28 protein-coding genes are annotated in these 26,052 nt (G+C 59.9%); 15 read left to right on the plus strand and 13 right to left on the minus strand.

Translation table 11 applies throughout. The features are described 5' to 3' along the window. Positions 1 to 222: 222 nt before the first annotated feature. The 3 genes from ACK6D9_RS15985 (at position 223) to ACK6D9_RS15995 (ending at position 3,881) form a co-directional block, all read left to right on the plus strand. Positions 223 to 1,830: a fumarate hydratase gene (locus ACK6D9_RS15985; RefSeq protein WP_412049247.1), complete on the plus strand. Its 1,608-nt coding sequence runs from the start codon at positions 223 to 225 to the stop codon at positions 1,828 to 1,830. A 144-nt stretch (positions 1,831 to 1,974) separates the two neighbouring features. Then, a complete protein-coding gene (locus ACK6D9_RS15990) occupies positions 1,975 to 3,045 on the plus strand; it encodes a GGDEF domain-containing protein (protein ID WP_322987610.1) in 1,071 nt (356 codons plus the stop codon). Positions 3,046 to 3,260: 215 nt separating this feature from the next. After that, complete coding sequence (locus tag ACK6D9_RS15995; protein WP_322987611.1) at positions 3,261 to 3,881, plus strand: L,D-transpeptidase; 621 nt, start codon at positions 3,261 to 3,263, stop codon at positions 3,879 to 3,881. A gap of 106 nt (positions 3,882 to 3,987) precedes the next feature. Here the strand turns inward: ACK6D9_RS15995 and ACK6D9_RS16000 are convergent, their stop codons facing one another. After that, positions 3,988 to 4,974, minus strand: coding sequence for an alpha/beta hydrolase (locus ACK6D9_RS16000; protein WP_412049248.1), 987 nt, complete (start codon positions 4,972 to 4,974; stop codon positions 3,988 to 3,990). A 45-nt stretch (positions 4,975 to 5,019) separates the two neighbouring features. Between ACK6D9_RS16000 and ACK6D9_RS16005 the strand changes: the two genes are divergently transcribed. Then, positions 5,020 to 5,535: a MarR family winged helix-turn-helix transcriptional regulator gene (locus tag ACK6D9_RS16005; RefSeq protein WP_412049249.1), complete on the plus strand. Its 516-nt coding sequence runs from the start codon at positions 5,020 to 5,022 to the stop codon at positions 5,533 to 5,535. A 27-nt stretch (positions 5,536 to 5,562) separates the two neighbouring features. Here the strand turns inward: ACK6D9_RS16005 and ACK6D9_RS16010 are convergent, their stop codons facing one another. Continuing rightward, complete coding sequence (locus ACK6D9_RS16010; RefSeq protein WP_322987614.1) at positions 5,563 to 5,931, minus strand: DUF971 domain-containing protein; 369 nt, start codon at positions 5,929 to 5,931, stop codon at positions 5,563 to 5,565. Between the two features lie 158 nt (positions 5,932 to 6,089). Between ACK6D9_RS16010 and moaA the strand changes: the two genes are divergently transcribed. The 3 genes from moaA (at position 6,090) to ACK6D9_RS16025 (ending at position 9,244) form a co-directional block, all read left to right on the plus strand. Beyond that, complete coding sequence (moaA, locus tag ACK6D9_RS16015; protein ID WP_322987615.1) at positions 6,090 to 7,109, plus strand: GTP 3',8-cyclase MoaA; 1,020 nt, start codon at positions 6,090 to 6,092, stop codon at positions 7,107 to 7,109. Positions 7,110 to 7,125: 16 nt separating this feature from the next. After that, a complete protein-coding gene (locus ACK6D9_RS16020; protein WP_412049250.1) occupies positions 7,126 to 8,223 on the plus strand; it encodes an NAD(P)/FAD-dependent oxidoreductase in 1,098 nt (365 codons plus the stop codon). Positions 8,224 to 8,332: 109 nt separating this feature from the next. Next, positions 8,333 to 9,244: a DMT family transporter gene (locus ACK6D9_RS16025; RefSeq protein WP_412049251.1), complete on the plus strand. Its 912-nt coding sequence runs from the start codon at positions 8,333 to 8,335 to the stop codon at positions 9,242 to 9,244. Between the two features lie 29 nt (positions 9,245 to 9,273). On the opposite strand, the gene ACK6D9_RS16030 is transcribed toward ACK6D9_RS16025, so the two are convergent. Next, positions 9,274 to 9,483, minus strand: coding sequence for a hypothetical protein (locus ACK6D9_RS16030; protein WP_412049252.1), 210 nt, complete (start codon positions 9,481 to 9,483; stop codon positions 9,274 to 9,276). A 210-nt stretch (positions 9,484 to 9,693) separates the two neighbouring features. Between ACK6D9_RS16030 and ACK6D9_RS16035 the strand changes: the two genes are divergently transcribed. The 5 genes from ACK6D9_RS16035 to ACK6D9_RS16055 all read left to right on the plus strand — a co-directional run bounded on the left by ACK6D9_RS16035 (position 9,694) and on the right by ACK6D9_RS16055 (position 14,711). Continuing rightward, the gene (locus ACK6D9_RS16035) at positions 9,694 to 10,926 is read left to right on the plus strand and encodes a multidrug effflux MFS transporter (protein ID WP_412049253.1); all 1,233 of its coding nucleotides are present in this window, start codon (positions 9,694 to 9,696) and stop codon (positions 10,924 to 10,926) included. Positions 10,927 to 11,274: 348 nt separating this feature from the next. Beyond that, positions 11,275 to 12,069: an ABC transporter substrate-binding protein gene (locus ACK6D9_RS16040; RefSeq protein ID WP_322987619.1), complete on the plus strand. Its 795-nt coding sequence runs from the start codon at positions 11,275 to 11,277 to the stop codon at positions 12,067 to 12,069. Positions 12,070 to 12,174: 105 nt separating this feature from the next. After that, a complete protein-coding gene (locus ACK6D9_RS16045) occupies positions 12,175 to 12,975 on the plus strand; it encodes an ABC transporter permease (RefSeq protein WP_412049254.1) in 801 nt (266 codons plus the stop codon). After that, on the plus strand, positions 12,972 to 13,802 hold the full coding sequence (locus ACK6D9_RS16050) for an ABC transporter permease (protein ID WP_412049255.1): 831 nt from the start codon (positions 12,972 to 12,974) through the stop codon (positions 13,800 to 13,802). The genes ACK6D9_RS16045 and ACK6D9_RS16050 overlap by 4 nt, the downstream gene beginning before the upstream one ends. 96 nt (positions 13,803 to 13,898) lie before the next feature. Continuing rightward, on the plus strand, positions 13,899 to 14,711 hold the full coding sequence (locus tag ACK6D9_RS16055; RefSeq protein WP_412049256.1) for a class I SAM-dependent DNA methyltransferase: 813 nt from the start codon (positions 13,899 to 13,901) through the stop codon (positions 14,709 to 14,711). Positions 14,712 to 14,816: 105 nt separating this feature from the next. On the opposite strand, the gene ACK6D9_RS16060 is transcribed toward ACK6D9_RS16055, so the two are convergent. Genes ACK6D9_RS16060 through ACK6D9_RS16070 form a run of 3 tightly spaced genes read right to left on the minus strand, consistent with a single transcriptional unit; the run spans position 14,817 to position 16,612 of the window. Then, positions 14,817 to 15,677 carry an SDR family oxidoreductase gene (locus ACK6D9_RS16060; RefSeq protein ID WP_412049257.1) on the minus strand — a complete coding sequence of 287 codons (861 nt, stop codon included), beginning with the start codon at positions 15,675 to 15,677 and terminating at the stop codon, positions 14,817 to 14,819. A 21-nt stretch (positions 15,678 to 15,698) separates the two neighbouring features. Next, positions 15,699 to 16,310, minus strand: a complete 612-nt coding sequence (locus ACK6D9_RS16065; RefSeq protein ID WP_412049258.1) for a sulfite oxidase heme-binding subunit YedZ — start codon at positions 16,308 to 16,310, stop codon at positions 15,699 to 15,701. Next, positions 16,307 to 16,612, minus strand: coding sequence for a DUF2218 domain-containing protein (locus tag ACK6D9_RS16070; protein ID WP_412049259.1), 306 nt, complete (start codon positions 16,610 to 16,612; stop codon positions 16,307 to 16,309). Before ACK6D9_RS16070 ends, ACK6D9_RS16065 begins: the two co-directional genes overlap by 4 nt. A 102-nt stretch (positions 16,613 to 16,714) precedes the next feature. On the opposite strand from ACK6D9_RS16070, the gene ACK6D9_RS16075 reads away from it, so the two are divergent. Further along, entirely contained in the window at positions 16,715 to 17,602 is an 888-nt protein-coding gene (locus ACK6D9_RS16075) for a LysR family transcriptional regulator (protein WP_412049260.1), read from the plus strand. Between the two features lie 170 nt (positions 17,603 to 17,772). On the opposite strand, the gene ACK6D9_RS16080 is transcribed toward ACK6D9_RS16075, so the two are convergent. Then, positions 17,773 to 18,594: an aldo/keto reductase gene (locus ACK6D9_RS16080; RefSeq protein ID WP_412049261.1), complete on the minus strand. Its 822-nt coding sequence runs from the start codon at positions 18,592 to 18,594 to the stop codon at positions 17,773 to 17,775. A gap of 183 nt (positions 18,595 to 18,777) precedes the next feature. Next, positions 18,778 to 21,240, minus strand: a complete 2,463-nt coding sequence (locus tag ACK6D9_RS16085; RefSeq protein ID WP_412049262.1) for a penicillin acylase family protein — start codon at positions 21,238 to 21,240, stop codon at positions 18,778 to 18,780. Positions 21,241 to 21,335: 95 nt separating this feature from the next. Between ACK6D9_RS16085 and ACK6D9_RS16090 the strand changes: the two genes are divergently transcribed. Together ACK6D9_RS16090 and ACK6D9_RS16095 are read left to right on the plus strand one after the other, a co-directional pair. After that, positions 21,336 to 22,205: an NAD(P)-dependent oxidoreductase gene (locus ACK6D9_RS16090; protein WP_412049263.1), complete on the plus strand. Its 870-nt coding sequence runs from the start codon at positions 21,336 to 21,338 to the stop codon at positions 22,203 to 22,205. 1 nt (position 22,206) lies between these two features. Further along, entirely contained in the window at positions 22,207 to 22,929 is a 723-nt protein-coding gene (locus ACK6D9_RS16095; protein WP_412049264.1) for a DNA alkylation repair protein, read from the plus strand. Between the two features lie 41 nt (positions 22,930 to 22,970). On the opposite strand, the gene ACK6D9_RS16100 is transcribed toward ACK6D9_RS16095, so the two are convergent. The 5 genes from ACK6D9_RS16100 to ACK6D9_RS16120 all read right to left on the minus strand — a co-directional run bounded on the left by ACK6D9_RS16100 (position 22,971) and on the right by ACK6D9_RS16120 (position 26,004). Next, complete coding sequence (locus ACK6D9_RS16100; RefSeq protein ID WP_412049265.1) at positions 22,971 to 23,426, minus strand: DUF302 domain-containing protein; 456 nt, start codon at positions 23,424 to 23,426, stop codon at positions 22,971 to 22,973. A 98-nt stretch (positions 23,427 to 23,524) separates the two neighbouring features. Further along, on the minus strand, positions 23,525 to 24,004 hold the full coding sequence (locus tag ACK6D9_RS16105) for an Lrp/AsnC family transcriptional regulator (protein ID WP_322987631.1): 480 nt from the start codon (positions 24,002 to 24,004) through the stop codon (positions 23,525 to 23,527). 102 nt (positions 24,005 to 24,106) lie between these two features. Next, complete coding sequence (locus ACK6D9_RS16110) at positions 24,107 to 24,772, minus strand: uracil-DNA glycosylase family protein (protein WP_412049266.1); 666 nt, start codon at positions 24,770 to 24,772, stop codon at positions 24,107 to 24,109. Continuing rightward, positions 24,769 to 25,380 (minus strand): glutathione S-transferase, encoded by a 612-nt coding sequence (locus tag ACK6D9_RS16115; protein WP_412049267.1) that lies wholly within the window; start codon positions 25,378 to 25,380, stop codon positions 24,769 to 24,771. The genes ACK6D9_RS16110 and ACK6D9_RS16115 overlap by 4 nt, the downstream gene beginning before the upstream one ends. Positions 25,381 to 25,410: 30 nt before the next feature. After that, on the minus strand, positions 25,411 to 26,004 hold the full coding sequence (locus tag ACK6D9_RS16120; protein WP_412049268.1) for a thermonuclease family protein: 594 nt from the start codon (positions 26,002 to 26,004) through the stop codon (positions 25,411 to 25,413). Between the last annotated feature and the right edge of the window lie 48 nt (positions 26,005 to 26,052).

Below are 26,052 nucleotides of genomic sequence, written 5' to 3' on the forward strand. Positions count from 1 at the left end.
TGGTTACGAAATAAAGAATGCGGGGGCGCATCAATCAAGGCAATTGCCGCGTCGTTGATATCACCGCGCGTCACAGGCTGAAGACATCACTCGCGCATGCAGCGAGCTGCGTATGAAGCCGGGCGAGCCGGTTCGGTCCATGTGGCAATTGCATTCGGGCGGTGTAGACCTTAATACCCAACCCCTACCCCGGCATCAGCAGGACGACCCGAAAGGCATCTCGTGGCAAACGATCTCTACCCCCTTGGACCCGACACAACACAATGGCGGCAGCTGTCCGATGGACACGTCGGCCTTGAAAAATTCCGCGGCCAGGACATCCTGACCGTCGAACCGGAAGCGCTGCGGATGCTGGCCGAGCAGGCTTTTGGCGACATCAATCATTTGTTGCGCCCTGCCCACCTTGAGCAACTGGCAAAGATCCTCGAAGATCCCGAAGCCACAGAGAACGACCGTTTTGTCGCGCTCGACCTTCTCAAGAACGCCAATATCGCCGCCGGCGGTGTGCTGCCGATGTGCCAGGACACGGGCACGGCAATCATCATGGCCAAGAAGGGCCGCAGGGTCTGGACCGAGGGCGGCGACTACGAAGCAATGGCTGCTGGCATCAGGGATGCCTATGAGCGCAGGAACCTGCGCTATTCACAGCTTGCCGCGCTATCGATGTTTGAAGAGAAGAATACCGGCACCAATTTGCCGGCCCAGATCGACATCTATGAGGAAGGCTCCGACAGCTACGAATTCCTGTTCGTCGCCAAGGGTGGGGGATCGGCCAACAAGACCTTCTTCTATCAGGGCACCCCGTCACTGCTGACCCATGACCGGATGATCGAATTCCTGCGCGAGAAAATCCTCACGCTCGGCACCGCCGCCTGCCCGCCCTACCATCTGGCGATCGTCATCGGCGGCACCTCCGCCGAAATGAACCTGAAGACCGTCAAGCTCGCCTCCACCAAATATCTCGATGCACTGCCGACCCAGGGCTCGGAAGCAGGCCACGCGTTCCGCGATCTGGAAATGGAGGCCGAGATTCACAAGCTGACTCAGCAGATGGGAGTTGGCGCTCAGTTCGGCGGCAAGTATTTCTGCCATGACGTCAGGGTTGTGCGCCTGCCCCGCCACGGCGCCTCGCTGCCGATCGGTCTCGGCGTATCCTGCTCGGCCGACCGCCAGGCCAAGGGCAAGATCACCCGCGACGGCGTCTTCATCGAACAACTGGAAACCGATCCGTCAAAATACCTGCCTGAAATCGATGAAGCCAAGCTTTCAGCCCACGTCGTCAAGATCGACCTCAATCGGCCAATGGCCGACGTGCTGGCCGATCTGTCGCAGCATCCGATCAAGACCCAGCTGTCACTCAGCGGCACCATCATCGTGGCCCGCGATCTCGCTCACGCCAAGATCAGGGCACGGCTGGAAGCCGGCGAGCCGATGCCTGACTATTTCAAGAACCATCCGGTGTATTACGCCGGCCCCGCCAAGACGCCCGAGGGTTACGCCTCAGGCTCCTTCGGTCCGACCACCGCCGGTCGTATGGATTCCTATGTCGACCAATTCCAGTCTTTCGGAGGCTCGATGATCATGCTGGCGAAAGGAAACCGCTCGCGGTCAGTCCGCGAGGCCTGCGCCCGGCACGGCGGCTTTTATCTCGGCTCAATCGGTGGACCGGCTGCCCGTCTCGCCCAGGATTGCATCAAGAATGTCGAAGTCGTCGAATACGAGGAACTGGGCATGGAAGCAATCTGGCGCATCGAGGTCGAGGATTTCCCGGCCTTCATCGTCATCGACAACAAGGGCAACGACTTCTTCAAGGAACTCAACCTGGGGTAACCACCCCCCGATTATAACCGCAGCGCAGGCCCGACCGGGCCTCCGCAGGCTGCGCGTCTGTCGGATTGCGATTAACAATTCACGAACATTTGTCCCGTAATAATAATCCACGAAGTGCTAGAAAGCATTGCTTGGGGACAAAACATGCTTGCAACCGCAGCAAAGAAGGTTCAGACGCTGGACACAGCGACAATGGTCCTTGCGACCATGCGACGGCGCGGGATCTCGGGCCTACCAAGGAACTACGAGCTCGTTTATGAAGCGCTCAATGCTTCCAATGTATCACTGAGCCGGGAATTCGATGCGCTGGGACGCGCACCCGGTCAGGATCAACTTGACGCAATAGGAAAGAAGCACTTTCCGCATCATCACCGCACAAATGTTGTTGAAGGCGCCCACACCAAGATCACCGGTGAACTGGAAGCCATGCTGCGCCTGCTCAGGCAGGAACAGTCATCGCTGGAAAGCTATTCCAAGTTACTGGGTGAAACCTACCACCGGATATCCACCAAGAGCGCGTCCAGCGCCGACATCCTTTCGAATGTCATAGGCATGCTCACCAACGCCACTGGCGACACGATGGAAAAGGGCAAGGTCGTGGTCGAACACATGGTCGAGCGCGCCCAGGAGATGGAGCAGGTCAAGCTCGAACTCGACGAATACAAGCGCATTGCCAACACCGACCCCCTCACCCGCCTGGCCAACCGCCGGGCATTTGATGAGATGCTGGCACGGATCTATGATGATCGGCGCGGCGCCATGTATCAGGCGCTGATCGTCGCCGATATCGACCACTTCAAGAAATTCAACGACACTTTCGGCCACCCAGTCGGCGACCGGGTTTTAGGCGTCGTTGCCGCGGTCATGAAGAGCACGTTGCGCAAAGACGTATTCATCTCCCGCACCGGCGGCGAAGAATTTGCCGTGGTGCTGCATGATACCAGCCTCGACGTGACAATGGAGATCGCCGAACGCATCCGTCACGCGGTCAAGACGACACCGCTGAAGAACCAGAAGACCGGCGTTGACTACGGTCCGGTCACCCTGTCGCTCGGAATCTGCATGGCCAGCGACGCCGAAAGCGCCGAAGAACTTTACAACAAGGCCGACGTCGCGCTTTACGCCGCCAAGAATTCCGGCCGCAACTGCTTCCAGGTCTACAGACCGGAACTGAACCAGGAATTTGAAAAAAACTGGATGCTCTACAAGGGCTGATACTGGCTCGATCACTGGCTGGGGCGCAGGCCGAGTCACTCTGTTCATCCTCGATTTAAGCGCGTAATGACCGAAAACTTCCGCCACATTTTCGCCACTATGCTGGACAGATGGACGCGAAGCAGCTACCGATTGTCGCAGACGGTTGGACTGCCGGTTTACAGGCTGGTGTGAGACCGCAGTAGATTTTTGCAACACCAGCCCTGGATCTCGACATGAAACGCCTGATTTCCTCCGCATTCCTCGCCTTGAGCCTGATGGTGCCCGCAGCCGTGCAAGCCCAACCTGCCAGCCAGACGACCACGGAATCGAGGTCGTTGCTGCAGATCCTGTTTCCACCCTCGGAAAATTACAACAAGCACCGCCGCTCGGATAAGTCCCCGATCAAGCGCAAAATGGTTTCCTTCAAGGAAAACCATCCGGTCGGCACCATTGTCATCGATACGTCTGATCGCCGGCTCTATCACGTTGTCAAAAAGGGCAAGGCGATGGCTTACGGCATCGGCGTCGGTCGCGACGGCTTCACTTGGCAGGGCAAGAACCGCGTGACCCGCAAGGCCGAATGGCCGGGCTGGACTCCGCCGCAGGTGATGCGTGATCGCGTCAAGCGCCAGGAAGGCCGGGTGCTTCCCGCCCACATGAAGGGCGGCCCGGACAATCCTCTAGGCGCCCGCGCCTTGTATATCGGCTCGACGATCTACCGGATTCACGGCACCAACCAGCCCTGGACCATCGGCAAGGCAATGTCATCGGGTTGCATCCGCATGGCCAATGACGACGTCACCCATCTCTACGATCAGGTCAAGATCGGCACCAAGGTGGTCGTTCGCAACTAAACGGACGACAAAGGGACACTTAAAAACCGGCCACTGGCCGGTTTTTTTGTTAGCCCAACGACCAGCACTTGGGCGGTCGGCATCAACTGATATCAGCCGATGACAGTCATGCACATTTTCTCTTGGTCGGGCTTTGTGCCGCGGATGCAGTATTGGTGCCCTCCCCGCCGCAGAGCGGTAAATCGACAATCTCCGCGCCCGGGCGTCCTGAACTGACAAACTCCGCCACCGCCGCAATCACCGGCTTGGCCGAAACAATGCGCCGGTGCCCGAACCCGTTGGCCTTGACGAGTTGCACGTGCGGTCCGATTGCCGCAATCGCTTCGGCGTTGGAAAAAGCCACTTCCTTGTCGTCCTCGGCATGGATCGCAAGCATTGGCAGCCGCACATCATGCAGCATCCGGTCGACCCGGAACTCCGACAACGGACGGCCCGAAACACGGAAAACCTGACGCTCGAAAGCCCGCTGAGCAGCCGCGCCAAGTCCGAGCCGTTTGCCAAGCCAGATGAACACATCGCCCATGTCCGATGGCGCGGCGATGGTGACAATCCGGTCGGGTACTCGCGCCGGCACATGCAGAATCGCACCGGCTGCTGCCGCCATCACCGATGGCCCGCCGAATGAATGGCCGACGAAAGCTGCAAACGGACCATGCTGGCGCCAGGCCGCGTCGATTGCCTCCACCGCCGTGCCCAGATGCAACCTGCGCCCCGATGACGCCCCGTGTCCGGGCAGGTCGAGACATATCGCCGTCTTGCCGGTCGCCACCAACGCATCTGCCATCGCCACCATGTGATCGGACCGAGACCCGTAACCGTGGACGATCAGCACCCGCTTGCCATCGGCCCGGTCGGCCGCAGGTCTGAACATATGCGTGGCGACAGATCCGCTCGAAGTCGTCAGCCGAGTCATTTCCGCTTCAGCCATACGGCCCCGAGCCTTGGCAATTGCCGCGCGTTCCTTCTTGCGTCTCGGGTTGACCGGCGGCGTCCGACAGAACAACCAGAACGCAAGTTCCCCCGCCTTTTCAGGCGATTGCGCCCCCAGCACCCGGAAACCGGTGCGGGTGACCTTTTCGAAAAGAGATGCCATAGTGAGAACCTCGTTTAGTTCATCCATGAACAGAATTGTACAACTATGAACAAAAAGCAAGCCTACCCCTGGGAAAATCCACGGTTTCGTAACTGGGTGGCCGTTGCCCGCGCCTGCCACGTGATGGGGCAGACCCTGGCGCGCGAACTGCAACCGCTTGATATCAAGCCGCCACATCTCGATATCCTGATCAACCTGTTCCGGACGCCCGGGATTTCCCAGCAGGACCTCGCCGACAAGCTGTTGGTTGGACGCTCGAACCTGTCGATGCTGTTGCCGCAAATGCAAAAACGAGGGCTGCTGGTGCGCCGCGGCGATCCGCAAGACCGGCGAGTGCTGCGGCTTGAACTCACCGAAGAAGGAAAAGAGCTGACAAAAAACGCGATTGCCATTCAATCAGAACTGATCGACCGCACCATGACGAACGCCACTGCCGAGGAATGCCACCTGATCGGCGACGTCATGTCCCGGATAGTCAATGAACTGACCGCACCTGACGAAGCCGGATCGATTGCCTCGGATCAAAACCCGCAACGCATAACCGCGTCAGGTAAGAGCTGATGCATGCCGCGCACATTGGCGCAGCGGTCAGAAAATCCGCGACATGCCCTTGTCGGCCAGCTCGGCGATATATTCGGCCCAGCGCTCGTCTTTGGCTTCACCAAGCTCGGACAGGAAATCCCAGGTAAAGATGCCGGTGTCGTGGCCATCGTCAAACGCCAGCCGTGCCGCGTAATTGCCGACCGGGTGCACCTTGGTGATCGTCACTTCGGATTTGCCGCCAACCGTTGTCCGTTGCGCGGGCGAATGGCCCTGCACTTCGGCCGATGGTGAACGCACCCTCAGCAATTCGGCTTCGATCGCATAGGACCGCCCATCGGTAAAGCTGACAGTCAGGGTTCTGCGATCTGGCGAAACCCGCAACTCCTTCGGCCAGACTTTGTCATGTTCGCTCATTTTGCCCACCTTCCCTCGGTCATCTTGCCTGATCTAGAAGGGATCAGAGGACTGCACAAGGTGGAGCGGCGAAATGCCCACCCCGTCCGCACGCTTTGACTTGACGTAAGCGCGATGGATGACGACAGTGATGACAACATTGCAAAGGATCAATGCGAATGTCTGACGCCTCAGCCGCAGCTCCGACCATGATCGACCCGTTTGGCCGGACGGTGAATTATTTGCGGGTCTCGGTAACCGACCGGTGCGATTTCCGCTGCACCTATTGCATGGCGGAAAATATGACCTTCCTGCCCAAGAAAGATCTTTTGACGCTGGAAGAGCTCGACCGCATGTGCACCGCGTTTGTCGACAAGGGCGTACGCAAGATCCGCCTGACCGGTGGCGAGCCGCTGGTGCGCAAGAACATCATGCAACTGGTCCGCCAGATCGGCCGCCACATCGATGAAGGCCGCATGGATGAGCTGACACTGACCACCAACGGCTCGCAGCTCACCCGCTTTGCCTCCGAACTGTATGACTGCGGTGTGCGCCGCATCAACGTTTCGATCGACACGCTTGATCCCGACAAGTTCCGCAAGATCACCCGCTGGGGCGAACTCGGCAAGGTTCTCGAGGGCATCAAGGCGGCGCAACAGGCCGGCCTCGGCATCAAGATCAACGCGGTGGCGCTCAAGGGCTTCAACGACACCGAGATCCCTGAAATGCTCAAATGGGCCCACGGCCAGGGCATGGACATGACCGTGATCGAAACCATGCCGATGGGCGAGATCGACGAGGACAGGACCGACCAGTATCTGCCGCTTTCGCTGCTTCGCGCCAACCTCGAACGCCAGTTCACGCTTGAAGATATTCCCTTCAACACCGGCGGCCCCGCCCGTTATGTGAAGGTAGCCGAAACCGGCGGCAAGCTCGGCTTCATCACCCCAATGACGCATAATTTTTGCGAAAGCTGCAACCGCGTCCGGCTCACGTGCACCGGCACGCTGTACATGTGTCTGGGCCAGAACGACGCCGCCGATCTGCGCGCGCCGCTGCGCGCCTCCGAAGGCAATGAACTGCTGTCGGACGCTATTGATGAAGCCATCGGCCGCAAGCCAAAGGGCCATGATTTCATCATCGATCGCACCACCAGGCAGCCGGCTGTCTCGCGCCACATGAGCGTGACCGGCGGCTGATTTTACTGGAGTTTTCATGCGTGTTGCCGTGATTGGTGGCGGAATCGCCGGCCTCTCCACCGCTTGGTCGTTGACCAAGGCAGGTATCGAAACGACCCTGTTCGAGCGCGGCGCCATTCCCAATCCGCTGGGCGCATCGGGCGATCACCATCGCATCATCCGCCGCGCCTATGGCAGCCAGGGCGGCTATCAGCGCCGGATCACCGAGGCCTATGAAGCCTGGGATGAAATGTGGGACGATCTCGGACGCAGCCACCTTCTGGCCAGCGGCTTCCTGCTGGTTTCGCTTTACGAAGGCGACATGGGCGACACCATGCGCCAGGGGCTTGCCGACCAGAACGACCCGCATGAAACCATGTCCGGCGCCGAAGCCGTGAGGCGCTATCCCTACCTCAATGCCAAAAATGTGCGCGATGTCACCTTCAGCCCCGAGGGGGGCACACTGATGTGCCGGCACATTGCCGCGGATCTGGCAAAATGGCTGACAGATCATGGCTGCAGCGTCCGAGACCATACCCAGATCAGCTCAGTCGATCATGAAACCGGCGAAGTCCGGACCGGTGACGGCGAAATTCACCAGTTTGACCGCATTGTCATTGCCGCCGGCGCCTGGGTGCTCGACCTTGTTCCCGCGCTGGAATCGGAGCTCACGCCATGGCGCACGGCCGTGGCCTATCTCGAACCGCCGGCAGGTCTGGTCGATTGCTGGGCCGGTTCCCCGGTAATTCTTGAAACCGGTGGCGAGTCCGACGGCTATGTGCTGCCGCCGGCACGCGGCGCGGGCCTGAAATTCGGCACCGGTCGGCACAGGATCAAGAGCCCGCCCGATCAGAACCGCGAGGTTGCCGCCAATGAAGCCCGGCAGATTCTGGGCTATTTCGCACCGACATTTGCCCGGCTTGATGAATACCGTGTCACCGATGTGGTGTCCTGCGCCTATACCTTTACCCGTGATGAGCATTTCCTGGCCCGGCGTATCGGCAAATCCACGATTGTCTCCGCCTGCTCCGGCCATGGCTACAAATTCGGCGCAGCCGTCGGCCGGCGCGTTGCCAGAAGCCTGCTTGATGGCGATGATCCTGCACTCTATCGCTGGATCGAGGCGCGCGACTGATCAATATACGTGATCAATCGCCCACGTTGTTTGACTGTGTTCACCCTGCCAGCGATGATAGCATCAATTTTTGATACGCGATTCCGCGCAGACCATTTCCGGATACCCCATGGCCTTGTCACCGAATATTCGCGGCGCCGTATTGATGACCCTGTCGATGGCCGGCTTCACTTGCAACGATTCGATCGTCAAGCTGCTGACCAGCGATCTCAGCGTCGCCCAGGTGATGTTTCTGCGCGGTGTCGTTGCCACCTTGCTGATCTATCTGCTGGCCCGCCACAAGCGCGCGCTTCGCCCGCTTAGACTGCTGCTCAATCCTTGGATAGCGCTGCGGGTGGTGGGCGAACTGGGCGGCACCGTGACTTTCCTCATCGGGCTGGCCAATGTGCCGCTTGCCAATGCGTCGGCAATTCTGCAGGCGTTGCCGCTGGCGGTCACCATGGGCGCGGCAATGTTCCTGTCAGAACCGGTCGGTTGGCGCCGGTGGGGCGCAATTCTGGTTGGTTTTACCGGTGTGTTGATCATCGTCCGGCCCGGCGTTGAAGGGTTTTCGCCCTACTCGCTGATGATCATCGGAACCGTCATCTTCGCCTCCGCCCGCGATATCGCCACCCGCAAGGTAGACCCGGCAATTCCGTCGCTGTTCCTGTCAACTGTAACGGCCGGGGCCGTCTGTCTGGCCGGACTGGTGCTGATCTGGCCGATGGGCGGCTGGGAGCCGGTTGATGCACTGCAATTGGGGCTGATCTCGACCGCCGCCTGCCTGGTGTTGGTCGGCTACCAATGCATCATCATGGCCATGCGTGAAGGCGACATCTCCTTCATCGCGCCCTTCCGCTACACCGGCCTGATCTGGGCCGTGATGCTTGGCTATCTGGTGTTTGGCGAAGTTCCGGATATTTACATGGCTATCGGCGGCATCATTGTCATCGGATCCGGGCTCTACACACTTTACCGGGAACACGTCAAAAAAAGCAGCGACATGCCGGCAAGCCGCGCGCCACCGCGCCATTCACCGTGAATTCGGCAACCAAAGGCAGATTCGTGCCGCTAGCGGGCTTGCCCGGTGCCTCTGGCATTCGTCGGCTTGACCATCTTGTCGCTATCCCCGACCGCGCGGGCTTGAGGCTGTTCGCCAGAGGCTTGCAATTCGCGGGCAAGCGCGTCGGCTTCCCACTCGGCAAGCAGCAACGCATGACCGCATACACCCCATGGGGCATTGCAGAATGGGCATTGATCGATGATCTCATCGCCCAACATAAGTTCCTCCGCTAACGGTAAAAACGTATCATATTAGAAATTACATGTAAATTTTGACAATACTAAATCCAAGCCGCAACAAGACAAGTAATGCCCAAGTCAAGCTCGAACCAATATCATCGCATAGGCCACACGGGCCCAAAGAATTGGCGATCTCGACATTCCTGATTACATTTGCAACGCGGTGCATGAGGACACAAGACGATTCCCATGAACAATTCCAAATTTCTCGACCGCGCGACGCCGCCGCATATTGTTACCCTGGTGGTGATATCCGGACTGAGCGCGTTGAACATGAACCTGTTCTTGCCGTCCCTGCCCGGAATCGCCACCCACTACCACACGGATTACGCGCTGGTACAGCTGGCGGTCTCCGGCTATCTCGGGTTTACCGCCATCCTGCAACTGCTGATCGGGCCGTTGTCCGACCGCTATGGCCGGCGCCCGGTGATGCTGATCAGCCTGGTGATTTTCCTTGTCGCCACGGCCTTGATCCCGCTTGCGCCGACAGTCGAGAGCTTTCTTGTCATCCGCATGCTCCAGGCCAGCGTGGTTTCCGGCCTGGTGCTGTCGCGCGCCATCATCCGCGATGTGGTCGACACCGACCAGGCGGCGTCGATGATCGGTTATGTAACCATGGGAATGACGATTGCGCCGATGCTCGGGCCGGCGCTCGGCGGCGTGCTGGACGAGATGTTCGGCTGGCAGTCGACCTTCGTGGCGCTGTTTCTGGCCGGTCTTGCCGTGCTGGCGCTCGCCGCCGCCGACCTGGGCGAGACCAATCAGCACCGCTCGAAAAGCATGCTCAGGCAGTTTGGCGCTTATCCGGAACTGGCCCGTTCGCGCAGGTTCTGGGGTTACACGCTGACCGCGACCTTCGCCTCCGGGGCATTCTTTTCCTTTCTCGGCGGCGGCCCGTTTGTCGCCACCGAAATTCTCGGCATGACACCAAGCGAATTGGGCTTCTATCTGGTGTTTGTCGCGGTCGGCTACATGGGCGGCAACTTCATATCCGGCCGCTATGCCAGCCGTATCGGCATCAATCGAATGATGGTCAGCGGCGGCCTGATTGCCACCTCCGGGATGATATTGTCGCTTGTTCTGTTTCTGGCGGGCCTATGGCATCCGTTCTCGTTCTTTGGCCCGATCCTGCTGGTCGGCCTCGGCAACGGCATCACCCTGCCCAGTGCCAACGCCGGCATTGTCAGTGTCCGGCCGCAGCTGGCTGGCTCTGCTTCGGGAATGGGCGGCGCGATGATCATCGGCGGCGGTGCGGCGATGGCTTCGCTGGCAGGTGCCATCCTGTCAGCGGAGACCGGCCCCTACCCGCTCATCCTGGTGATGCTGGTATCTTCCATATTCGGCATTTTCGCAGCCCTTTACGTGCTAAAGGTGGAACGCAGTGTTGCGGCTGCGGCCCCTGCAGTCGAACCAACCGCATAAAGAGTGTCGCCGCATGCTTGCCGGCTCTGACGAGCTGAGCATGATGGCTCCTTGCTGAGAAAGTAAACTTCGCAGAATTCACTTGCCCCGAATCCAGCGGGTTCGGTCCATTGTTGAAAATCAATTTGTCCGCTGATTTCACCCGCGGCACCATGCAGATCGGCGCGTTTGGGCGGTTGCCGGAATGATATCAACAGCCTTACCTGCCCTGACCTTTGGTAAGCCTCCATTTCCTATTGCAATGGTCGACAAAACAGTGGGAGTATCCCTCCAGCGCGGAATGCAACACCCGCGAGCAAGCGGAATGCGGAACAATAATCCGCAAGCCCGTCAACAGAGAGGACTCTTATGCATATTTCCAGACGTATCGCCCTGGCAGTCTCGGCCGTCGCATTGGCCGTTTCGATGGGCGCGGCACACGCCGCCAGCCACAGCGAAATCAAAAAGGTCATCATCGGCACGGAAGGCGCTTACCCGCCATTCAACAATCTCGAATCCGATGGCAGCCTGGTCGGCTTCGACATCGATATCGCCAAGGCGCTGTGTGACGAGATGAAGGTCGAATGTGAATTTGTCACCCAGGATTGGGATGGCATCATTCCGGCGCTGCTTTCGGGCAAGTTCGACGCCATCATCGCCTCGATGTCGATCACCGAAGAGCGCAAGGAAAAGGTCGACTTCACCAACAAGTACTACAACACCCCGCCAGCCATCGCCGTGCCGAAGGACAGCACGATCACCGAGGCCACCGATGCGGCACTCGCGGGCAAGATGCTGGGCGCGCAGTCATCGACCACACACTCCAATTATGCCGAGGAAAAGCTCCCCTCCGCCGAACTCAAGCTTTACCCGACACCCGACGAGTACAAGCTGGACATCGGCTCGGGCCGCATTGACGCGGTCATCGACGACGTTATCGTGCTTGGCGAATGGCTGAAAACCGATGACGGCGCCTGCTGCAAGCTGCTCGGCACACTGACTCCGGATCTGGTGATCAATGGCGAAGGCGCAGGCATCGCCATCCGCAAGGGCGAGACCGAATTGCGCGACATGTTCAATACCGCAATCGTCGCAATCCGTGAGAACGGAACCTACAAGACCATCAACGACAAGTATTTTGACGTTGATGTCTACGGCGAATGACCGGACCTGATCCACTGATATGATCAACTGACGAAACGGCGGGCGAATTTCGTCCGCCGTTTTCGCTTCAAGACCGCGATCAACGCGGCATGAACAGGGGATGGCATGGAATCAACGGTATCGCTGGGAGAACAGCTTTATGCGCTGGTATCCCTGCTCGATCCATTTTGCGGACCGGTGGGCTTTCTCAACCTGTTGCCAGAGAGTTCGCTTCTGTCGTGCGGAGACACCGGCTGGGGCGACGAGGTGGCCAGAGGGTTCTTCGTCACTCTGACACTCTCCTTGTGCACGCTACCGATCGGGCTGATGATCGGCCTGTTTCTCTCGCTGGCGCAGCAAAGCGCGGTGCGCTCGCTCAAGATAGCCGCCAATATCTACACCACCATCTTTCGCGGCCTGCCCGAGCTTCTGACCATTTTCATGATCTATTTCGGGCTGCAGATTGCCGTCCGCGAGGTAGCGCTGGCGCTCGGCTACGAGCGCGGCTTTGACATCAATTCCTTTGTCGCCGGCACGGTGGCGCTGTCGCTGGTGTTTTCTGCCTATGCCTCGGAAGTGCTGTCATCGGCGTTCAAGGCAATCCCCAAGGGCCAGTACGAGGCCGGCAACGCTCTTGGCCTGCACAGCGGCAAGACCATGCGGCTGATCATCTTGCCGCAACTTGTGCGCATCGCCCTGCCCGGGCTCGGCAATCTCTGGATGATCCTGCTCAAGGACACAGCGCTAATCTCGGTCATCGGGCTCGGCGACACGCTGCGCTGGTCCGGTGTCGCCGCCAAGGTCACCAAGGAAGCCTTTTTCTTCTACGGCATCGCCTGCCTACTCTATCTCTCGCTGGCGATGGTCTCGTCGATTGCATTCTCCAAGATCGAAACCCGCGTTCGCCGTTCCGGAGTAAGCCAATGAGCGCCGTCGAGACGTTGATTCCGCCGCAACCGGCGCCCCCCGCCAGCGCCTTCCGCTGGACCCGGATGCAGATCTTCGGCGCGTCAATGCTGGGTCTTTGGATCGTCGGCGGCATTGCCCTGGTGCTGTGGCTGATCGACGCCTGGGACATCGACAAGGTCACCACCTACGGCCCGAAATTCATCGCCGGGCTGGGCACGACACTGATCCTGGTGGGGATTTCAATCTCGCTGGGGGCACTCCTGTCGGTGCCAATTGCGTTCGGGCGGATGTCATCGAACAAGGTCGTCTCCTCGCTTGCCTATGGCTATGTCTATTTCTTCCGCGGCACTCCGCTGATCGCCCAACTGTTCCTGATCTATTATGGCTTCGGCAGCTTCCGTGAAGAATTGGAGGCAGTCGGGCTCTGGGGCTTTTTTCGGGACGCCTGGAACTGCGCGCTGTTCGCTTTCACGCTCAATACTGCCGCCTATCAGGCGGAAATCCTGCGCGGTGCCATCGAAAGTGTCTCGCGTGGCCAGCACGAGGGCGCTGCAGCCCTTGGCCTCACCAAGTTCCAGACCTTTCGCCTGATCATCATGCCTCAGGCCATGATCGTCGCACTCAGGCCTTACGGCAACGAGATCATCCTGATGATCAAGGGGTCGGCGATTGTCGCCATCGTTACCGTGTTCGACCTGATGGGTGAAACCCGGCGGGCCTATTCCCGCACCTTCGATTTCCAGACCTATATCTGGGCGGCGGTACTCTATCTCATCGTCGTCGAAGCACTGCGCAACATCTGGCACGTGCTCGAACAGCGCCTGACCCGCCACCTCAAGCGGTAGGGCGTAACGCCGGACATCCCTACCACGGGCCATTTCGGGCTTGCGGTGCGCCAGGCTTTGGCCGATACCAGCGCCAAATCCCAACAGGAGGCTTTGATGGCCAAGACCGAAGACGATGTCCTTGCCGAGGCCTACAATCGCGCGCTGAAGCTCGAAAAGGCCGGCGATTTCGATTCCGCGGCAAAGGCTTACGCCGAAGTTCTCATCCTTGATCCTGAAGATCACGGCGGCGCTGCGGTGCGACTGGCCTCGATGAAGCGCGGTGAAGTGCCCGAACGCGCGCCCGAAGCCTATGTCACCACCCTGTTTGACCAGCACGCCGAAGTCTTTGACAAGGTGCTGGTCGAGGATCTGGGCTATCATGTGCCGATGCTGCTCAGGCAGCGGCTGATCGAACTCGGCCACACCAGCTTCGAGCGTATGCTCGATCTTGGCTGCGGCACCGGGCTCACCGGCGGCGCGCTGGAAGAGATGGTCGACGACGCCACCGGCATCGACCTGGCCGAAAACATGGTCGAGATCGCCCATGAAAAGGGCCTTTACGACACGCTCTATGTCGCCGATGCGGTCGACTATCTCGACGACAACGACGACGAGCCGTTCGACCTGATCGCTGCCACCGATGTGCTGCCCTATCTCGGTGCGCTCGAACCCTTGTTTGCCGCCGCAGCGAAGAATTCGGCACCGCGCGCCCTGTTCTGTTTTTCCAGCGAAACCCTGCCAGAAATCGAATTCGACGGCCGCCCCTATACCGTCGGCGCTTTCCAGCGCTTCGCTCACCAGCTTGATTATGTGCGCGTCGCCCTCGACACCGCCGGCTTCGAGCTGATCGAGGCCGGCGACATCATCGTCCGCCACGAACAAGGCGCGCCGATCACCGGGCATCTGTTCATCGCCCGGAAGCTGTAAGCCGGTTCTGATTTGAATGCGCAGCAAGCCTGCAACCGCTCAAGGCAATGTTCGACCGTTTCCTTGAGCGCCATTCCTGCCTGTTGCGCGTAGCGTCCGCGATGATCAGGTTGGGGCGCCTGACCTGATCCTGGAGAAGTACTCGCTCCATGCCTGATGCGGGCGGCCGGCTGCTTCGGCGTAGTTGCTGATGTTGTCGAAGCCCCCTTCCAGGATCCCCGAATATATGCCGGTGATAACCGTGCCGATGAACTCGCCGAGTTCGGCAATCCGGTCTTGCCTGTAGTCCTCGACGCTCATGGCGCGATACACCAGCGACGTGCCAAAGGCCTGGTTCAGGTGACAGGCCAGTTGCGCCTGTGTCAGGCTTTCGCCATGCAGATTGTAGGTTTGGCCATTGTGGGCGTCGCTGACCAGCATTTGCGCATAGGCATAGGCCAGTTCGGCACGGGTGGTGTAACCGCACTTTCCGTTACCGGCACAATTGGAGATTTCGCCGGCAGCCTTGTAGCTTTCGATATAGTCGATGTCCGGCTCGATATAGATGCCGTTGCGGCCGATGACCCATTCAAGGCCGCTCTCGCGCACGTCCTGCTCGGTCTGGCGGTTGCTCTTGACGACCGGAGAGAAGCTGGTGCCGTCAGCAGGCCCCTGCACGCTGGTGTAGACAATCTTGCCCACCCCGGCAGATTTGGCTGCCTCGATGACATTTCGATGCTGCCCGATGCGTTCATCCGGTTCACTCATGCCCGAGACCAGCAACACGACATCCACGCCACGGAGCGAACGCTCGAGACCTGCGCGGTCGTCATAGTCTCCCGGGCGAACCTCGACCCCGAGATCCTTTGCCTTTTCCGGCGTCCGGGCAAGCGCAATGACGGTATCGGTGCCGTCGCGGGCGATCAAAGCCTTGACGATTGCGTGGCCCAGATGGCCGCTGGCGGCAGTAACTGCAATGGTAACCATTGTAACGGTCCTTCTATGAGGTCAGGAAGTGGTTTCGGAAGCGGCTGCGGCCAGACGATTGACGCTCATGACCTTCCAGATGCGGTAGGCTTCCAGCGCTGCCAGCGGAACGAAGTGGACCAGCGCCGGGCCGAAACTGTTCTGGACGAAGAGCCAGTGCAGCAGGGTTGCGACCGCCGCCGGATAGACAAAGCGCTGCAACGTCTTCCAGGAGCGGCGAAGCTTGCGGACGGAGGCATCGTTGGATGTCAGCGCCAGGGGCACGAAAATGACGAAGGCCACCCAGCCGGTCCAGATGCCGAATTTCGTGATATCAGCGACAACGGCGGACAGCGTGCTCAGGTCAATCACGTAAAAGAGTGTATGCAGCGCGGCATAGCCGAAGGCGGCCACGCCAAGGTAGCGGCGGCGGCGCATCAGCCACAGCACGGCGCCGGATTTCGGAAACAGCATCCGCAACGGGGTGAGCATCATCGCGATGATCATGAACCGGGCGGAAAATTCCCCGGTGGGATGAAGCAACGGCTCCAGGTCCCCGCCCGACAGCGCACCGTTGATCAGGCCGAAAGCCGGCAAGGCCAGCAGCAGCCAGAAGGCATACGGCGAATTGAGAAGGGTTTTCAGCTTGTTCATTGTCTTGTCTCCGGATGCGAAAGTCCGCCGGCACTGTTCCAGGTCACGTTGAGCGATTCCCGGAAGGCGAAACGCTCGAGGTGGCTTCCGATTACCTGCTCCAGCTTGCCGGTATCATCGCCCTCGACGCTCAGGATCAGTTCCTCGCCCCGGGCCTCAAGCATGCAGATGCCGAATGGCAACTTGATGGAGCCGTTCAGGGGATCGAATTCAACCGGCACCTTGTGGCCGAAATGCTTGCAGAGTTGTTGCAGGTACTGGCTCGCCTTTGGCGTTTGAACGCGGCTGATGGATTGTGTCATCGGGTTTCCCTTTCTTCTCACCGCAAGATAGGGGTATTCCGATTGTTTGACTTGATGGGGTAAATTTGAATAACTATCTCATCAAACCGAAAGCTGTGATCCATGATTGATGACTTGCGCGCGCTCGCCATTTTCGTCAAGGTTGCCGAAGCGGGCAGTTTCAGCGCCGCCGGCCGCGCGCTTCGCCTGTCGACGTCCGTGGTCAGCCACCATGTGAAAGCGCTTGAAACCCGCCACGGCGTCACCCTGCTCCACCGCTCGACCCGCGCACTGTCGCTTACATCCGACGGCCAAAGGCTTCTGCAGTCGGCCAGGCGCATGGTCGAGGCGGCGGAGGAAGGTCTCGACACCATCGCCGATATCAGCGCCGAACCCGCCGGCGCACTGAAACTGACTGCGCCTGCATTCCTGACAAACAGCCTTCAGGAGAGCGCAATCTGGCAGTTTGCGCGCCGCTACCCGCATGTGGCCATCACGCTGCATGGCAGCGATGAGCAGATAAACCTGGTGGCCGAGGGTTACGATATGGCCATCCGCCTCGGGGCCATGCCAGAGAGCACCCTGAGAAGCCGCAAGATAGGCACCTTCGAACGCTGGCTTGTCGCTGCGCCCTCCTACCTTGAGACCATCGAAAAACCGTCAGTTCCGCAGGATCTGGCGCGGTGCGATTTCGTGCTTCTCGATATGTTGCCGGACAAGTTCGTCCTCACCCGGGGCACGGAAGAAGTCACTATCCAGCCCGACCAATCGCGGGTTCTGGTCAATTCGATCAGCGGCGCCCGGTCCGCGGTTCTGGCCGGTCTTGGCTTGCAGAAGTTGCCGGCAAGCGAAATCGGTGAAGACCTCGCCGCCGGGCGTCTGGTGCGGGTTCTGCCGGAATGGTCGCTGCCGACGCTCAACATCTACGCCGTCTGGCCCGCATCGAGCCGCCGCAGCAGCCTGGTCAATTTGCTGCTGGAATTCATCCTCGAAGCGCAGAAGGGTAAATAAGCGGCCTGGCAACCGGGCTGAAGCAGCGACAATCCGGCGCAAGCGGTCGACGCGGCATAAACCGCTGCACCACATGACCGGTGATCACTCACCCGGCCAAAATGCATCAAGGCCGCCAATCGGGGTCTTCCCTTGGCAGCCTTGGTTTGTTCGTCACGATACGGGTCGATCTACATCATTTTGAACACCGAGGGATCGGGGCCGCAGCGCAGGCCCACATCGAGCGTCGAAATCGCGCTCATCTCGTCGTCGGTGAGAGTGAAATCAAACACATCGAGATTTTCGGCCTGACGGCCGGGATTGACCGAGCGCGTGATCACCGCATATCCAAGCTGGATGTGCCAGCGCAGGATGATTTGCGCCGGGCTCTTGCCGGTCCGCTGCGCCGCCGCCTGAATTTGCTTGGCATCGAAGGAGTGCCCACCACCCAATGGAGTCCAGGCCTGCGGCACGATCTTGTGCGCTTCGCACACGGCCCGCAATTCCGGTTGCTGCAGTTGCGGATTGATCTCGATCTGGTTGAGCACCGGTGCCTCGCCGGTCGCTTCAATGATCCGGGCCAGATGATCGGCGTTGAAATTCGACACGCCGACGGAACGCGTAAGCCCTTCATTGCGCATCTCGATCAACGCCTTCCAGGTCTCGACATAGAGATCCTGACTCGGCACCGGCCAGTGGATCAGCATCAAGTCAAGCTGATCCACGCCGATATTCTTCAGGCTTCGTTCAACCGAGGCGCGGGCCTTGTCGCGACCGTGATCTGCGTTCCAGACCTTGGTGGTGATAAAGACTTCTTCACGGGGAACGCCGGATCGCTTGAGCCCCTCGCCCAGCCCGACTTCGTTGCCATAGATGTAGGCGCCGTCGATCAGCCGGTATCCGGTGCGAAGCGCGCTTTCCACAGCGACGGCGGCTTTTTCTTGCGGGACTTGCCAAATGCCGAAGCCAAGCTGCGGGATGGAGTGTCCGTCATGAAAAGGGATTGAGGCCATGTTGCTCATAACAATCTCGCTTGTGCCTGCCCACGGATCTGGAACACGATGCCGAATGAGAAAGGTCCGCAGGCGTGTAAGGTAATCGGGTGCATGCCCAGCATGCGACGGCACCAATCCAGATATCTAATCGGTTTATATCAACCAGATCCGCTTGGCACAACGGCCACCCGAATTCACACCTCACCCAGGCGTGAGTGTCCACACTCCTTCCGGCTCAGCCACATCCGTGGCCGGAATCTCGATCGATTGCACATCGGCCCATGTCTGTGCAAAATCGCTGTAATGGCGTGAAAACACATTGCCCGACTGGCCGGTGGTCTGGATGTAGGTGGAACTGTCGAGATCTGACAGATCGAAAATACCGCGATAGCTCGCTGCGTTGGTGTTGGCGTAGGGATCGGCGTCATCCTGCAACTGGGTACGGCCGCGATCAAGCGTGAACGGCCCACCGCCGCTTTCCACCTCGACATTGAAAAAGCGCCTGAGCAGGCCTACTTCGCTGAACGGACGGTGCGCGCCCTTGGCGTAGTGCGCAGTCCCCCAACGCCACGATGACGCGTCCTCGCCATAGCGTTCCGACAGTTCGGCGATGGCTGCGGAAAACGCCTCGGCCATGATCTGGTCGCAGGCTTCCTCTTCTTCCGTACCCTTGACGTCGCACCAGTTGCGCGCGGTTTTGCCATCAAGCAGACGCACCATCACCTTGCCGCGTGCCTTGAACCAGCCCCTGAAGGTGATGCCCAGATCGTCCTCGAAGGTCCTGATCATCGCCTGCCGCAACCAGGCAATGAAGATCAGCGGTTCGGCTTGGTCACGCGCCATGCTGCTGTCCCAACGGGCGAGTTGGTCTGCCAGTTGCCGTTCGCTGTCGCTCAGCGCCTTGCCCTCGAGCATTTTCAGCATGCGTGGCTTCAACTCGGCAAAGGCGGGTGAGAAGATGTCAGCCTGCACATCGCGCGACATTTCCGGCGTCTGTGGCTCCGCCGCCCCGTTGATCAGCGTCTCGATCCGCTGCTGCCGGTACGGCTCATCCCAGTCAAACGTCAGGTGCAGCGGATAGTCCGGACCGACGATCTTGGTGTTGGCGGTGGCGATGAGCCCGCTTTCGGGGTTGGTTTGCCGAGGCACTGCCTGGTAGGGCGCATAGCCACGCCAGTCGTAGATCGCGTTCCAGCCCGGCGCCGGCGCTCGGCCCATCAACCGGTTGGCAGGATCGCGCTGGGGCACCCTGCCCGCTGCCACCAAGCCGATAGTGCCGGTGGTGTCGGCCACCACCATCGACTGCATCGGCGTCACGAACACATCGAAACCGATCTGGAAGTCCTCGACACTACGCATGTCAAACAGCCGTGGCGCAATCGACGCCGTAGTGTCGTCATGCGCCAGCGCCACCCATTGCAGCGCCGCCACCATGTTATTGGGCAGCAGCTTGTCAAAATTCTTGTAGCTGGCGGGAAACACCGGACCATGCCGGGTCCAGCGCCGGATGAAGCTTTGCGCTTCGCCGCCACGCACCTTGATGATTTCCTCTTGCTGGCCAAATGCGGTCCAGCCGGTGGGCGTCAGATATTCATCCGGATTGTCCGGATTGACGCGCTCGATGAACACGTCCTGAGCGTCTGTGGCGGTATTGGTAAAACCCCAGGCAATGTCGTTGCCGCGCCCGAGAAGAACAACCGGCGTGCCCGGCAGCGTTACCCCGACCAGATGCCGCGGCTCGTCATATTCTTCCGTTACCTCAAGATGTGCCAGATACCAGATCGATGGCGCCATCAGCCCCAGATGCGGATCATTGGCGAGAATCGGCTTGCCGGAGGCGGTACGATCGCCGGAAATCACCCAGTTATTGGAAGCGCCGGTGCCAAGCATGCCGTCAATTTCAGCAAATGATGCCGACGCATCGACCACGGTGACAGCTTCGCCGATATCGCCTGCCTCCAGCCCCAGCAACTGTGCCAGATCCGGCATCGGCGGCGGGCTGTCAACGTCGAGATAGGGCAGCAGGTCAGCCATCTCGGTCTCGTCAAAGCCGAGCCGCGCAAAACCCAGCCGCATCGCCTCCTCGTCAAGATTGGCCGCAAGCGATATCGACATCATCTTGACCGCAATCAGCGTGTCGGCCGGTGTCCAGGGTTCGGGCTCATAGCCCAGGATCAGATATTCGGGCGGCAGTCGCGATGAAAACGCCCGTGGTTCGCGCGCCATCCAGGCGTTGACGCCGCGCGCATAGCCTTCCAGCATCGCCATGGTCTCGGGGTCCATCACGCCCAACGACGCCTCCGCCGCCTCATCGATCGCCATCGTCCTGAGCCAGATGTCAGTTCCAACCGTGGCCTCGCCGAACATTTCCGACAGCCGCCCCTTGCCGGCCATGCGGCTGACTTCCATCTGCCACAGCCGCTCCTGCGCATGCACGACCCCCAGGCCTGCGGCGACGTCGGCGCGAGTCGGCGCCTTGATGTGCGGCACGCCGTTTTCATCCCGCGTGATTGACACCTCGCCGCCAATTCCGGCAATCGCCATCGAGCCGCTGACCGGCGCCTGCGACCGCGAAAGCCACAACATGGCGACGCCCACTGCAATCACCACAAGCGGTGTTGCAAAGAGAATCAGCTTGATAAGCCCTTTGACGATGCGCATCATTGGTTTATGTCCCTCCTGACAAGCCCCGGACCTAGGTTACGTAACGTGCTATCAGGTCAGGCGTAAAGTGTATTTGTGACAAAAGGATAGACGAAATGGCAACAGTGGCATTCATCGGTCTTGGCGTTATGGGCTACCCCATGGCGGGACACCTGAAGAACAAGGGCGGCCATGAGCTGCGGGTCTACAACCGCACCGCAGCCAAGGCCCATAAATGGGTTGAGGAGTTTGGCGGCACAGCCTGCGAGCTTCCCGCCGACGCTGCCAAGGGCGCCGATTTCGTGTTCACCTGTGTCGGCAATGACGATGATCTTCGCTCCGTCACCCTGGCCTCGGGCGGCGTGCTGCACGGCATGAAGAAAGGTGCCATCCTGATCGACAACACCACCGCATCGGCTGAAGTGGCGCAGCAACTGGCCGCTGCCTGTGCGGACAAGGAGTGCGGCTTCCTTGATGCCCCGGTCTCGGGTGGACAGGCCGGTGCGGAGAACGGCGTATTGACGGTCATGGTCGGCGGCGACGAGGCAACTTTCGACAAGGCCCGCCCGGTAATCGATACCTATGCCCGCATGGTCGGCCTGATGGGTCCCGTCGGCAGCGGTCAGCTTACCAAGATGATCAACCAGATCTGCATCGCCGGTCTGGTTCAGGGGCTTTCCGAAGGCATCCATTTCGGCAGGAAGGCCGGGCTCGACATCAACAAGGTGATCGAGGTGATTTCCAAGGGCGCAGCCGGTTCCTGGCAGATGGAAAACCGCTACAAGACCATGAACGCCGGTGAGTATGAGCACGGCTTTGCCGTCGACTGGATGCGCAAGGATCTTGATATCGTCCTCACCGAGGCCCGACGCAACGGGGCCACGCTTCCGGTCACGGCGCTGGTCGATCAGTTCTACGCCGAAGTGCAGACGATGGGTGGCAACCGCTGGGATACCTCGGCGCTGCTGGCGCGCCTGGAAAAATAACATGGGGCCACGCCAGCCCCCGGCCAATGCCGGTTACACCACCGCCGAGGTTCTGGCGTGGCTTGAAGCCCGCGCCTCGGCGGAAAATTGCGCTGGCATGGCCCGTTTTGGCATCAACACCGACAAGGCATTTGGCGTCAGCAATGCCGTTCTGCGGCCCTTCGCCAATACCCTGGGCCGCAACCTCACCCGCGCCTTGGAACTATGGGACAGCGGCTGGCGCGAGGCCCGGTTACTGGCACTGTTTACCGACGATCCGGATTGCCTCGACCTGGCCCGCGCCCACGCCATGGCCCACGATTTCAACAGCTGGGAAATCGTCGATCAAGCGTCCGATCTCTTCGTCGAGGCGGGTCATCTTGATGTGCTTGCCCCGGAATTCGCCGCCGACGAACGTGAATTCGTCCGCCGTACGGCTTTCTCGATGATCGCTTTGGCCGCGGTACATCTCAAGAAACGCAATGACGCCGAATTTCTCGTTTTCCTGCCGCTGATTGAACGGCATGCCACCGACCCGCGAAATTTCGTCCGGAAAGCGGTCAATTGGGCGCTGAGACAGATCGGCAAGCGCTCGATCGTCCTTCATGGCCCGGCGTTCGAATGTGCCCGAACGCTCGCCACCTCAGACGACAAGAACGCGCGCTGGATCGGCAGGGATGCGCTTCGCGAACTTTCGAGCGGCAAGGTGCAGACGCGGCTGAAAAACAAACCGCGCCCGGCATAGGCATTTCGTCAAATCCCCTCATCCCAGACCAGATCGACGGTTCAGAACCCCTCGGCTGCGTCCTTGATGATGTCGCTGAGCAATGCGTTGACGTCATCGCGTGGGCCGCCACTCGGCAGCGTCCGGTAGCCGACGACCACCTTGCCGGGGTCGCTTTCCGCCTCGTAGGCGAACACCACATAGGGGCAATAGGCGATATCGCTGATATCGGCTTCCATCACCTTGCGCGACATCACCGCCGAACAGAAGCTGACAAACTCCGCATCCTTGTAGAGCGGCTTTTCGGCATCGACATCGGCGGCAGTGCGCTTGAGCATTTCACCGATAAATCCATGATAATCGATGGTATAACCGCGGTTGACGATGGCGTTCTCGATGCCAGCCATGACATCGGCAAAGCTTGCATCGCTTTCATGGGCCTTCACGTCGTCGCCCGCGGCGGTGGCGGGCCCTGCCAGGCAAACAATCGCAGCGGTGGCGGCAAGCAGCTTTTTCATGTCAGTTCCTCCGGTTATGTCCCATCATACATCATAATTGCCGCATATGACATCAACCGGTTGATTTCCGGACGATGAGGCTGACACCACCAACCCGTTCAACCGTTGTCCTTGGAAAGCACCAGGTAATCGAGCGGTAGCTCCGTGGTGTATTTGATCTGCTCCATGGCGAAGGAGGAGGACACGTCGCGAATCTCAATCTTGGCAATCAACCGCTTGTAGAAGGCGTCATAGGCGGCGATATCGGGCACCACGACGCGCAGCAGATAATCCACATCCCCACTCATCCGGTAAAATTCGACCACCTCGTTGAATTCGCTGATCACCTCGGAAAAGCGCTTGAGCCACTCATTGGAATGAGAATTGGTGCGGATCGACACGAACACCGTGACCTTGGCGTTGACGGCAACCGGATTGAGCAGCGCCACCCGCCGCTTGATCACCCCGTCCTCTTCCAGTTTCTGGATGCGGCGCCAGCAGGGCGTGGTCGACAGCCCGACCTTTTTGGCAATCTCGGCCACGGCCAGCGTGGCATCCTCCTGCAAAAGGCGAAGAATTTTTCGGTCAAGGCGGTCCATGGCTGTCTCCGTCGGCAGAAATAGAACCCCTGATACCGCGCCAAGGTCGCCACCGCAAAGAAATATTTTCTGCGGTATGGCGATCACGTAGGAAATAATACCCTACGACGGTTTGACCAGGACTGCTATCCGGCGCTTAAGTTCCGGCAAGAGTTCCGCCTCGAACCAGGGGTTCTTGCGGATCCAGCCGCTGTTACGCCAGGACGGGTGCGGCAGTGGCATGACCGCGCAATTGGCCTCGCTGGCGCTCAGGATCGAGCGCCACTCCTGCACCGTCTCGGTAAGGGTTTTGCGCCGCAACGGCCCCAGATGCCAGGCATGCGCATATTGGCCGATAACCAGGATCAGCTTGATCTGCGGCATTGCCGCCATCAGCCGGTCCCGCCACGCCGGCGCACATTCTCGGCGTGGCGGCAGATCGCCCCCCTTGGCATCAAGGCCGGGAAAACAAAAACCCATCGGCACAATGGCAAAGTTGTCCGAATCATAAAACTGATCTTCGTTGACGCCGAGCCAATCCCTCAGCCGGTCGCCGGAAGGATCGGTAAACGGCCGGCCGCTGGCATGAACCCGTGTGCCGGGCGCCTGACCGGCAATCAGTACCGAAGCGCGCGAGGAAGCGGTGCAGACTGGCCGCGGCTCGTGCGGCAGAGCCTTTTCAGGCCCGCCCAGCGGCGTATCGCGACAAATCCGGCAGGCCGCGATTTCGGCGAGCAGCGCAGCCAGCGCTTCATCTGGCTCATGGCGATCATCGGCCCGGCTGTTCATGCCTTGGCGCTCGGCCTTGATGAAACCGTGGTGTACCAACGCATGACGTTCTTGAGGTGCTCGGGTCGGTCGATCCGTGCCGGCTTCATGAAGTCGAAGGCGATCATGCCGGTGATGTCGGCAATCGTATAGCGGTCGCCGGCGATGAATTCACGGTTCGCCAGTTCGGTGTCGAGCAGTTCGAGAAACGCGATCGCCCTGGGCCGGTTGATCTCACCCCATTCGGCAAGCTGCGGCACCTCCCATTCCTTCATCGCTGGATGAGTGTGACGGAAGGCCGCGGCAACCGGGGCAAGATAATTAAATTCCATCCGCCGGTTCCACATCTCGACGATGGCCTTGTCACGGGCATCGGTACCCAGCAATGGCGGTTGCGGGTGCAATTCCTCGAAATAGCGGCAGATCGCCACTGATTCAGTCAGCACGGTGCCGTCATCAAGCACCAGCACCGGTAGCCGTTGCAGCGGATTGAGCTTCGTAACCTCGGCGGATTTATGGCCCATCTGCCCCATATCCACCGGCACTTTCTCCACCTCGATGCCCTTTTCCGCCAGAAACACAGAAACCCGGCGCGGGTTCGGCGCGCGGCCGCCATCATATAATTTCATCTTCAATTTTCTCCCTTTGTCCTGACTCGATCAGACACCAAACAGCCGCCGCAGGAAAGCTACCATTCCACCAAATCCCAGCCGGAAATCCTCATCCAGCCCGCCATGCACCGCGCGCCACTGATTGGGCGGGTCGAATTCACCCGCCCACAGGCCTGTTCCGGATTTGCGGGCCGCAGTCTCGGCGACCTGGTAGTCCCCGTACGCCACCGCATGGCCGGCGCGTACCATCGCCTCGTTGAGATCGACGCTGCCGACAACACAGCGCACCAGATCGCGGCCATACCGGTCAACCCCCTCGCCGCTGCAATCAACCGGGCTGGCGCCCAGCAGATCACGCAAATAGACCGCAGCTTCGATCCCGCAATCATACTCGACACCATCGCGCCGGCAGCGTTGCGCAATTTCAGGTGCATCAATGCCCTTGAGCCGCAGCCGTCTTCCGTCGATGGCCAGACTGTCGCCGTCGACCACCCGTGCCAAACCGGATATCTCGGTCTGCGAAATTTGTTCGAGACGCGCGGCGAGCAGGATCGCGCCAGCCAATATCGCCAACACCACAACCCCATCGCCGATCTTGCGCCAAAACGGCCGCTGCCGCCTGATCCGTCTTCCAAAAGCCATCTGCGCAAGTGATCCTATTCGCCGGCAGGGCTCAAGCCGGAGGGCGTG

The sequence above is a fragment of the Hoeflea sp. Naph1 genome (assembly GCF_046837775.1).
In the GTDB taxonomy this organism is placed as follows: Bacteria; Pseudomonadota; Alphaproteobacteria; order Rhizobiales; family Rhizobiaceae; genus Hoeflea.

Excerpts from the sequence above, each read along its gene's own strand:
- ACK6D9_RS15990 (WP_322987610.1), top strand. The coding sequence starts at position 1,975 with ATGCTTGCAACCGCAGCAAAGAAGGTTCAGACGCTGGACACAGCGACA.
- ACK6D9_RS15995 (WP_322987611.1), top strand. The coding sequence starts at position 3,261 with ATGAAACGCCTGATTTCCTCCGCATTCCTCGCCTTGAGCCTGATGGTG.
- ACK6D9_RS16000 (WP_412049248.1), bottom strand. The coding sequence starts at position 4,974 with ATGGCATCTCTTTTCGAAAAGGTCACCCGCACCGGTTTCCGGGTGCTG.
- ACK6D9_RS16005 (WP_412049249.1), top strand. The coding sequence starts at position 5,020 with ATGAACAAAAAGCAAGCCTACCCCTGGGAAAATCCACGGTTTCGTAAC.
- ACK6D9_RS16010 (WP_322987614.1), bottom strand. The coding sequence starts at position 5,931 with ATGAGCGAACATGACAAAGTCTGGCCGAAGGAGTTGCGGGTTTCGCCA.
- moaA (WP_322987615.1), top strand. The coding sequence starts at position 6,090 with ATGTCTGACGCCTCAGCCGCAGCTCCGACCATGATCGACCCGTTTGGC.
- ACK6D9_RS16020 (WP_412049250.1), top strand. The coding sequence starts at position 7,126 with ATGCGTGTTGCCGTGATTGGTGGCGGAATCGCCGGCCTCTCCACCGCT.
- ACK6D9_RS16025 (WP_412049251.1), top strand. The coding sequence starts at position 8,333 with ATGGCCTTGTCACCGAATATTCGCGGCGCCGTATTGATGACCCTGTCG.
- ACK6D9_RS16030 (WP_412049252.1), bottom strand. The coding sequence starts at position 9,483 with ATGTTGGGCGATGAGATCATCGATCAATGCCCATTCTGCAATGCCCCA.
- ACK6D9_RS16035 (WP_412049253.1), top strand. The coding sequence starts at position 9,694 with ATGAACAATTCCAAATTTCTCGACCGCGCGACGCCGCCGCATATTGTT.
- ACK6D9_RS16040 (WP_322987619.1), top strand. The coding sequence starts at position 11,275 with ATGCATATTTCCAGACGTATCGCCCTGGCAGTCTCGGCCGTCGCATTG.
- ACK6D9_RS16045 (WP_412049254.1), top strand. The coding sequence starts at position 12,175 with ATGGAATCAACGGTATCGCTGGGAGAACAGCTTTATGCGCTGGTATCC.
- ACK6D9_RS16050 (WP_412049255.1), top strand. The coding sequence starts at position 12,972 with ATGAGCGCCGTCGAGACGTTGATTCCGCCGCAACCGGCGCCCCCCGCC.
- ACK6D9_RS16055 (WP_412049256.1), top strand. The coding sequence starts at position 13,899 with ATGGCCAAGACCGAAGACGATGTCCTTGCCGAGGCCTACAATCGCGCG.
- ACK6D9_RS16060 (WP_412049257.1), bottom strand. The coding sequence starts at position 15,677 with ATGGTTACCATTGCAGTTACTGCCGCCAGCGGCCATCTGGGCCACGCA.
- ACK6D9_RS16065 (WP_412049258.1), bottom strand. The coding sequence starts at position 16,310 with ATGAACAAGCTGAAAACCCTTCTCAATTCGCCGTATGCCTTCTGGCTG.
- ACK6D9_RS16070 (WP_412049259.1), bottom strand. The coding sequence starts at position 16,612 with ATGACACAATCCATCAGCCGCGTTCAAACGCCAAAGGCGAGCCAGTAC.
- ACK6D9_RS16075 (WP_412049260.1), top strand. The coding sequence starts at position 16,715 with ATGATTGATGACTTGCGCGCGCTCGCCATTTTCGTCAAGGTTGCCGAA.
- ACK6D9_RS16080 (WP_412049261.1), bottom strand. The coding sequence starts at position 18,594 with ATGGCCTCAATCCCTTTTCATGACGGACACTCCATCCCGCAGCTTGGC.
- ACK6D9_RS16085 (WP_412049262.1), bottom strand. The coding sequence starts at position 21,240 with ATGATGCGCATCGTCAAAGGGCTTATCAAGCTGATTCTCTTTGCAACA.
- ACK6D9_RS16090 (WP_412049263.1), top strand. The coding sequence starts at position 21,336 with ATGGCAACAGTGGCATTCATCGGTCTTGGCGTTATGGGCTACCCCATG.
- ACK6D9_RS16095 (WP_412049264.1), top strand. The coding sequence starts at position 22,207 with ATGGGGCCACGCCAGCCCCCGGCCAATGCCGGTTACACCACCGCCGAG.
- ACK6D9_RS16100 (WP_412049265.1), bottom strand. The coding sequence starts at position 23,426 with ATGAAAAAGCTGCTTGCCGCCACCGCTGCGATTGTTTGCCTGGCAGGG.
- ACK6D9_RS16105 (WP_322987631.1), bottom strand. The coding sequence starts at position 24,004 with ATGGACCGCCTTGACCGAAAAATTCTTCGCCTTTTGCAGGAGGATGCC.
- ACK6D9_RS16110 (WP_412049266.1), bottom strand. The coding sequence starts at position 24,772 with ATGAACAGCCGGGCCGATGATCGCCATGAGCCAGATGAAGCGCTGGCT.
- ACK6D9_RS16115 (WP_412049267.1), bottom strand. The coding sequence starts at position 25,380 with ATGAAATTATATGATGGCGGCCGCGCGCCGAACCCGCGCCGGGTTTCT.
- ACK6D9_RS16120 (WP_412049268.1), bottom strand. The coding sequence starts at position 26,004 with ATGGCTTTTGGAAGACGGATCAGGCGGCAGCGGCCGTTTTGGCGCAAG.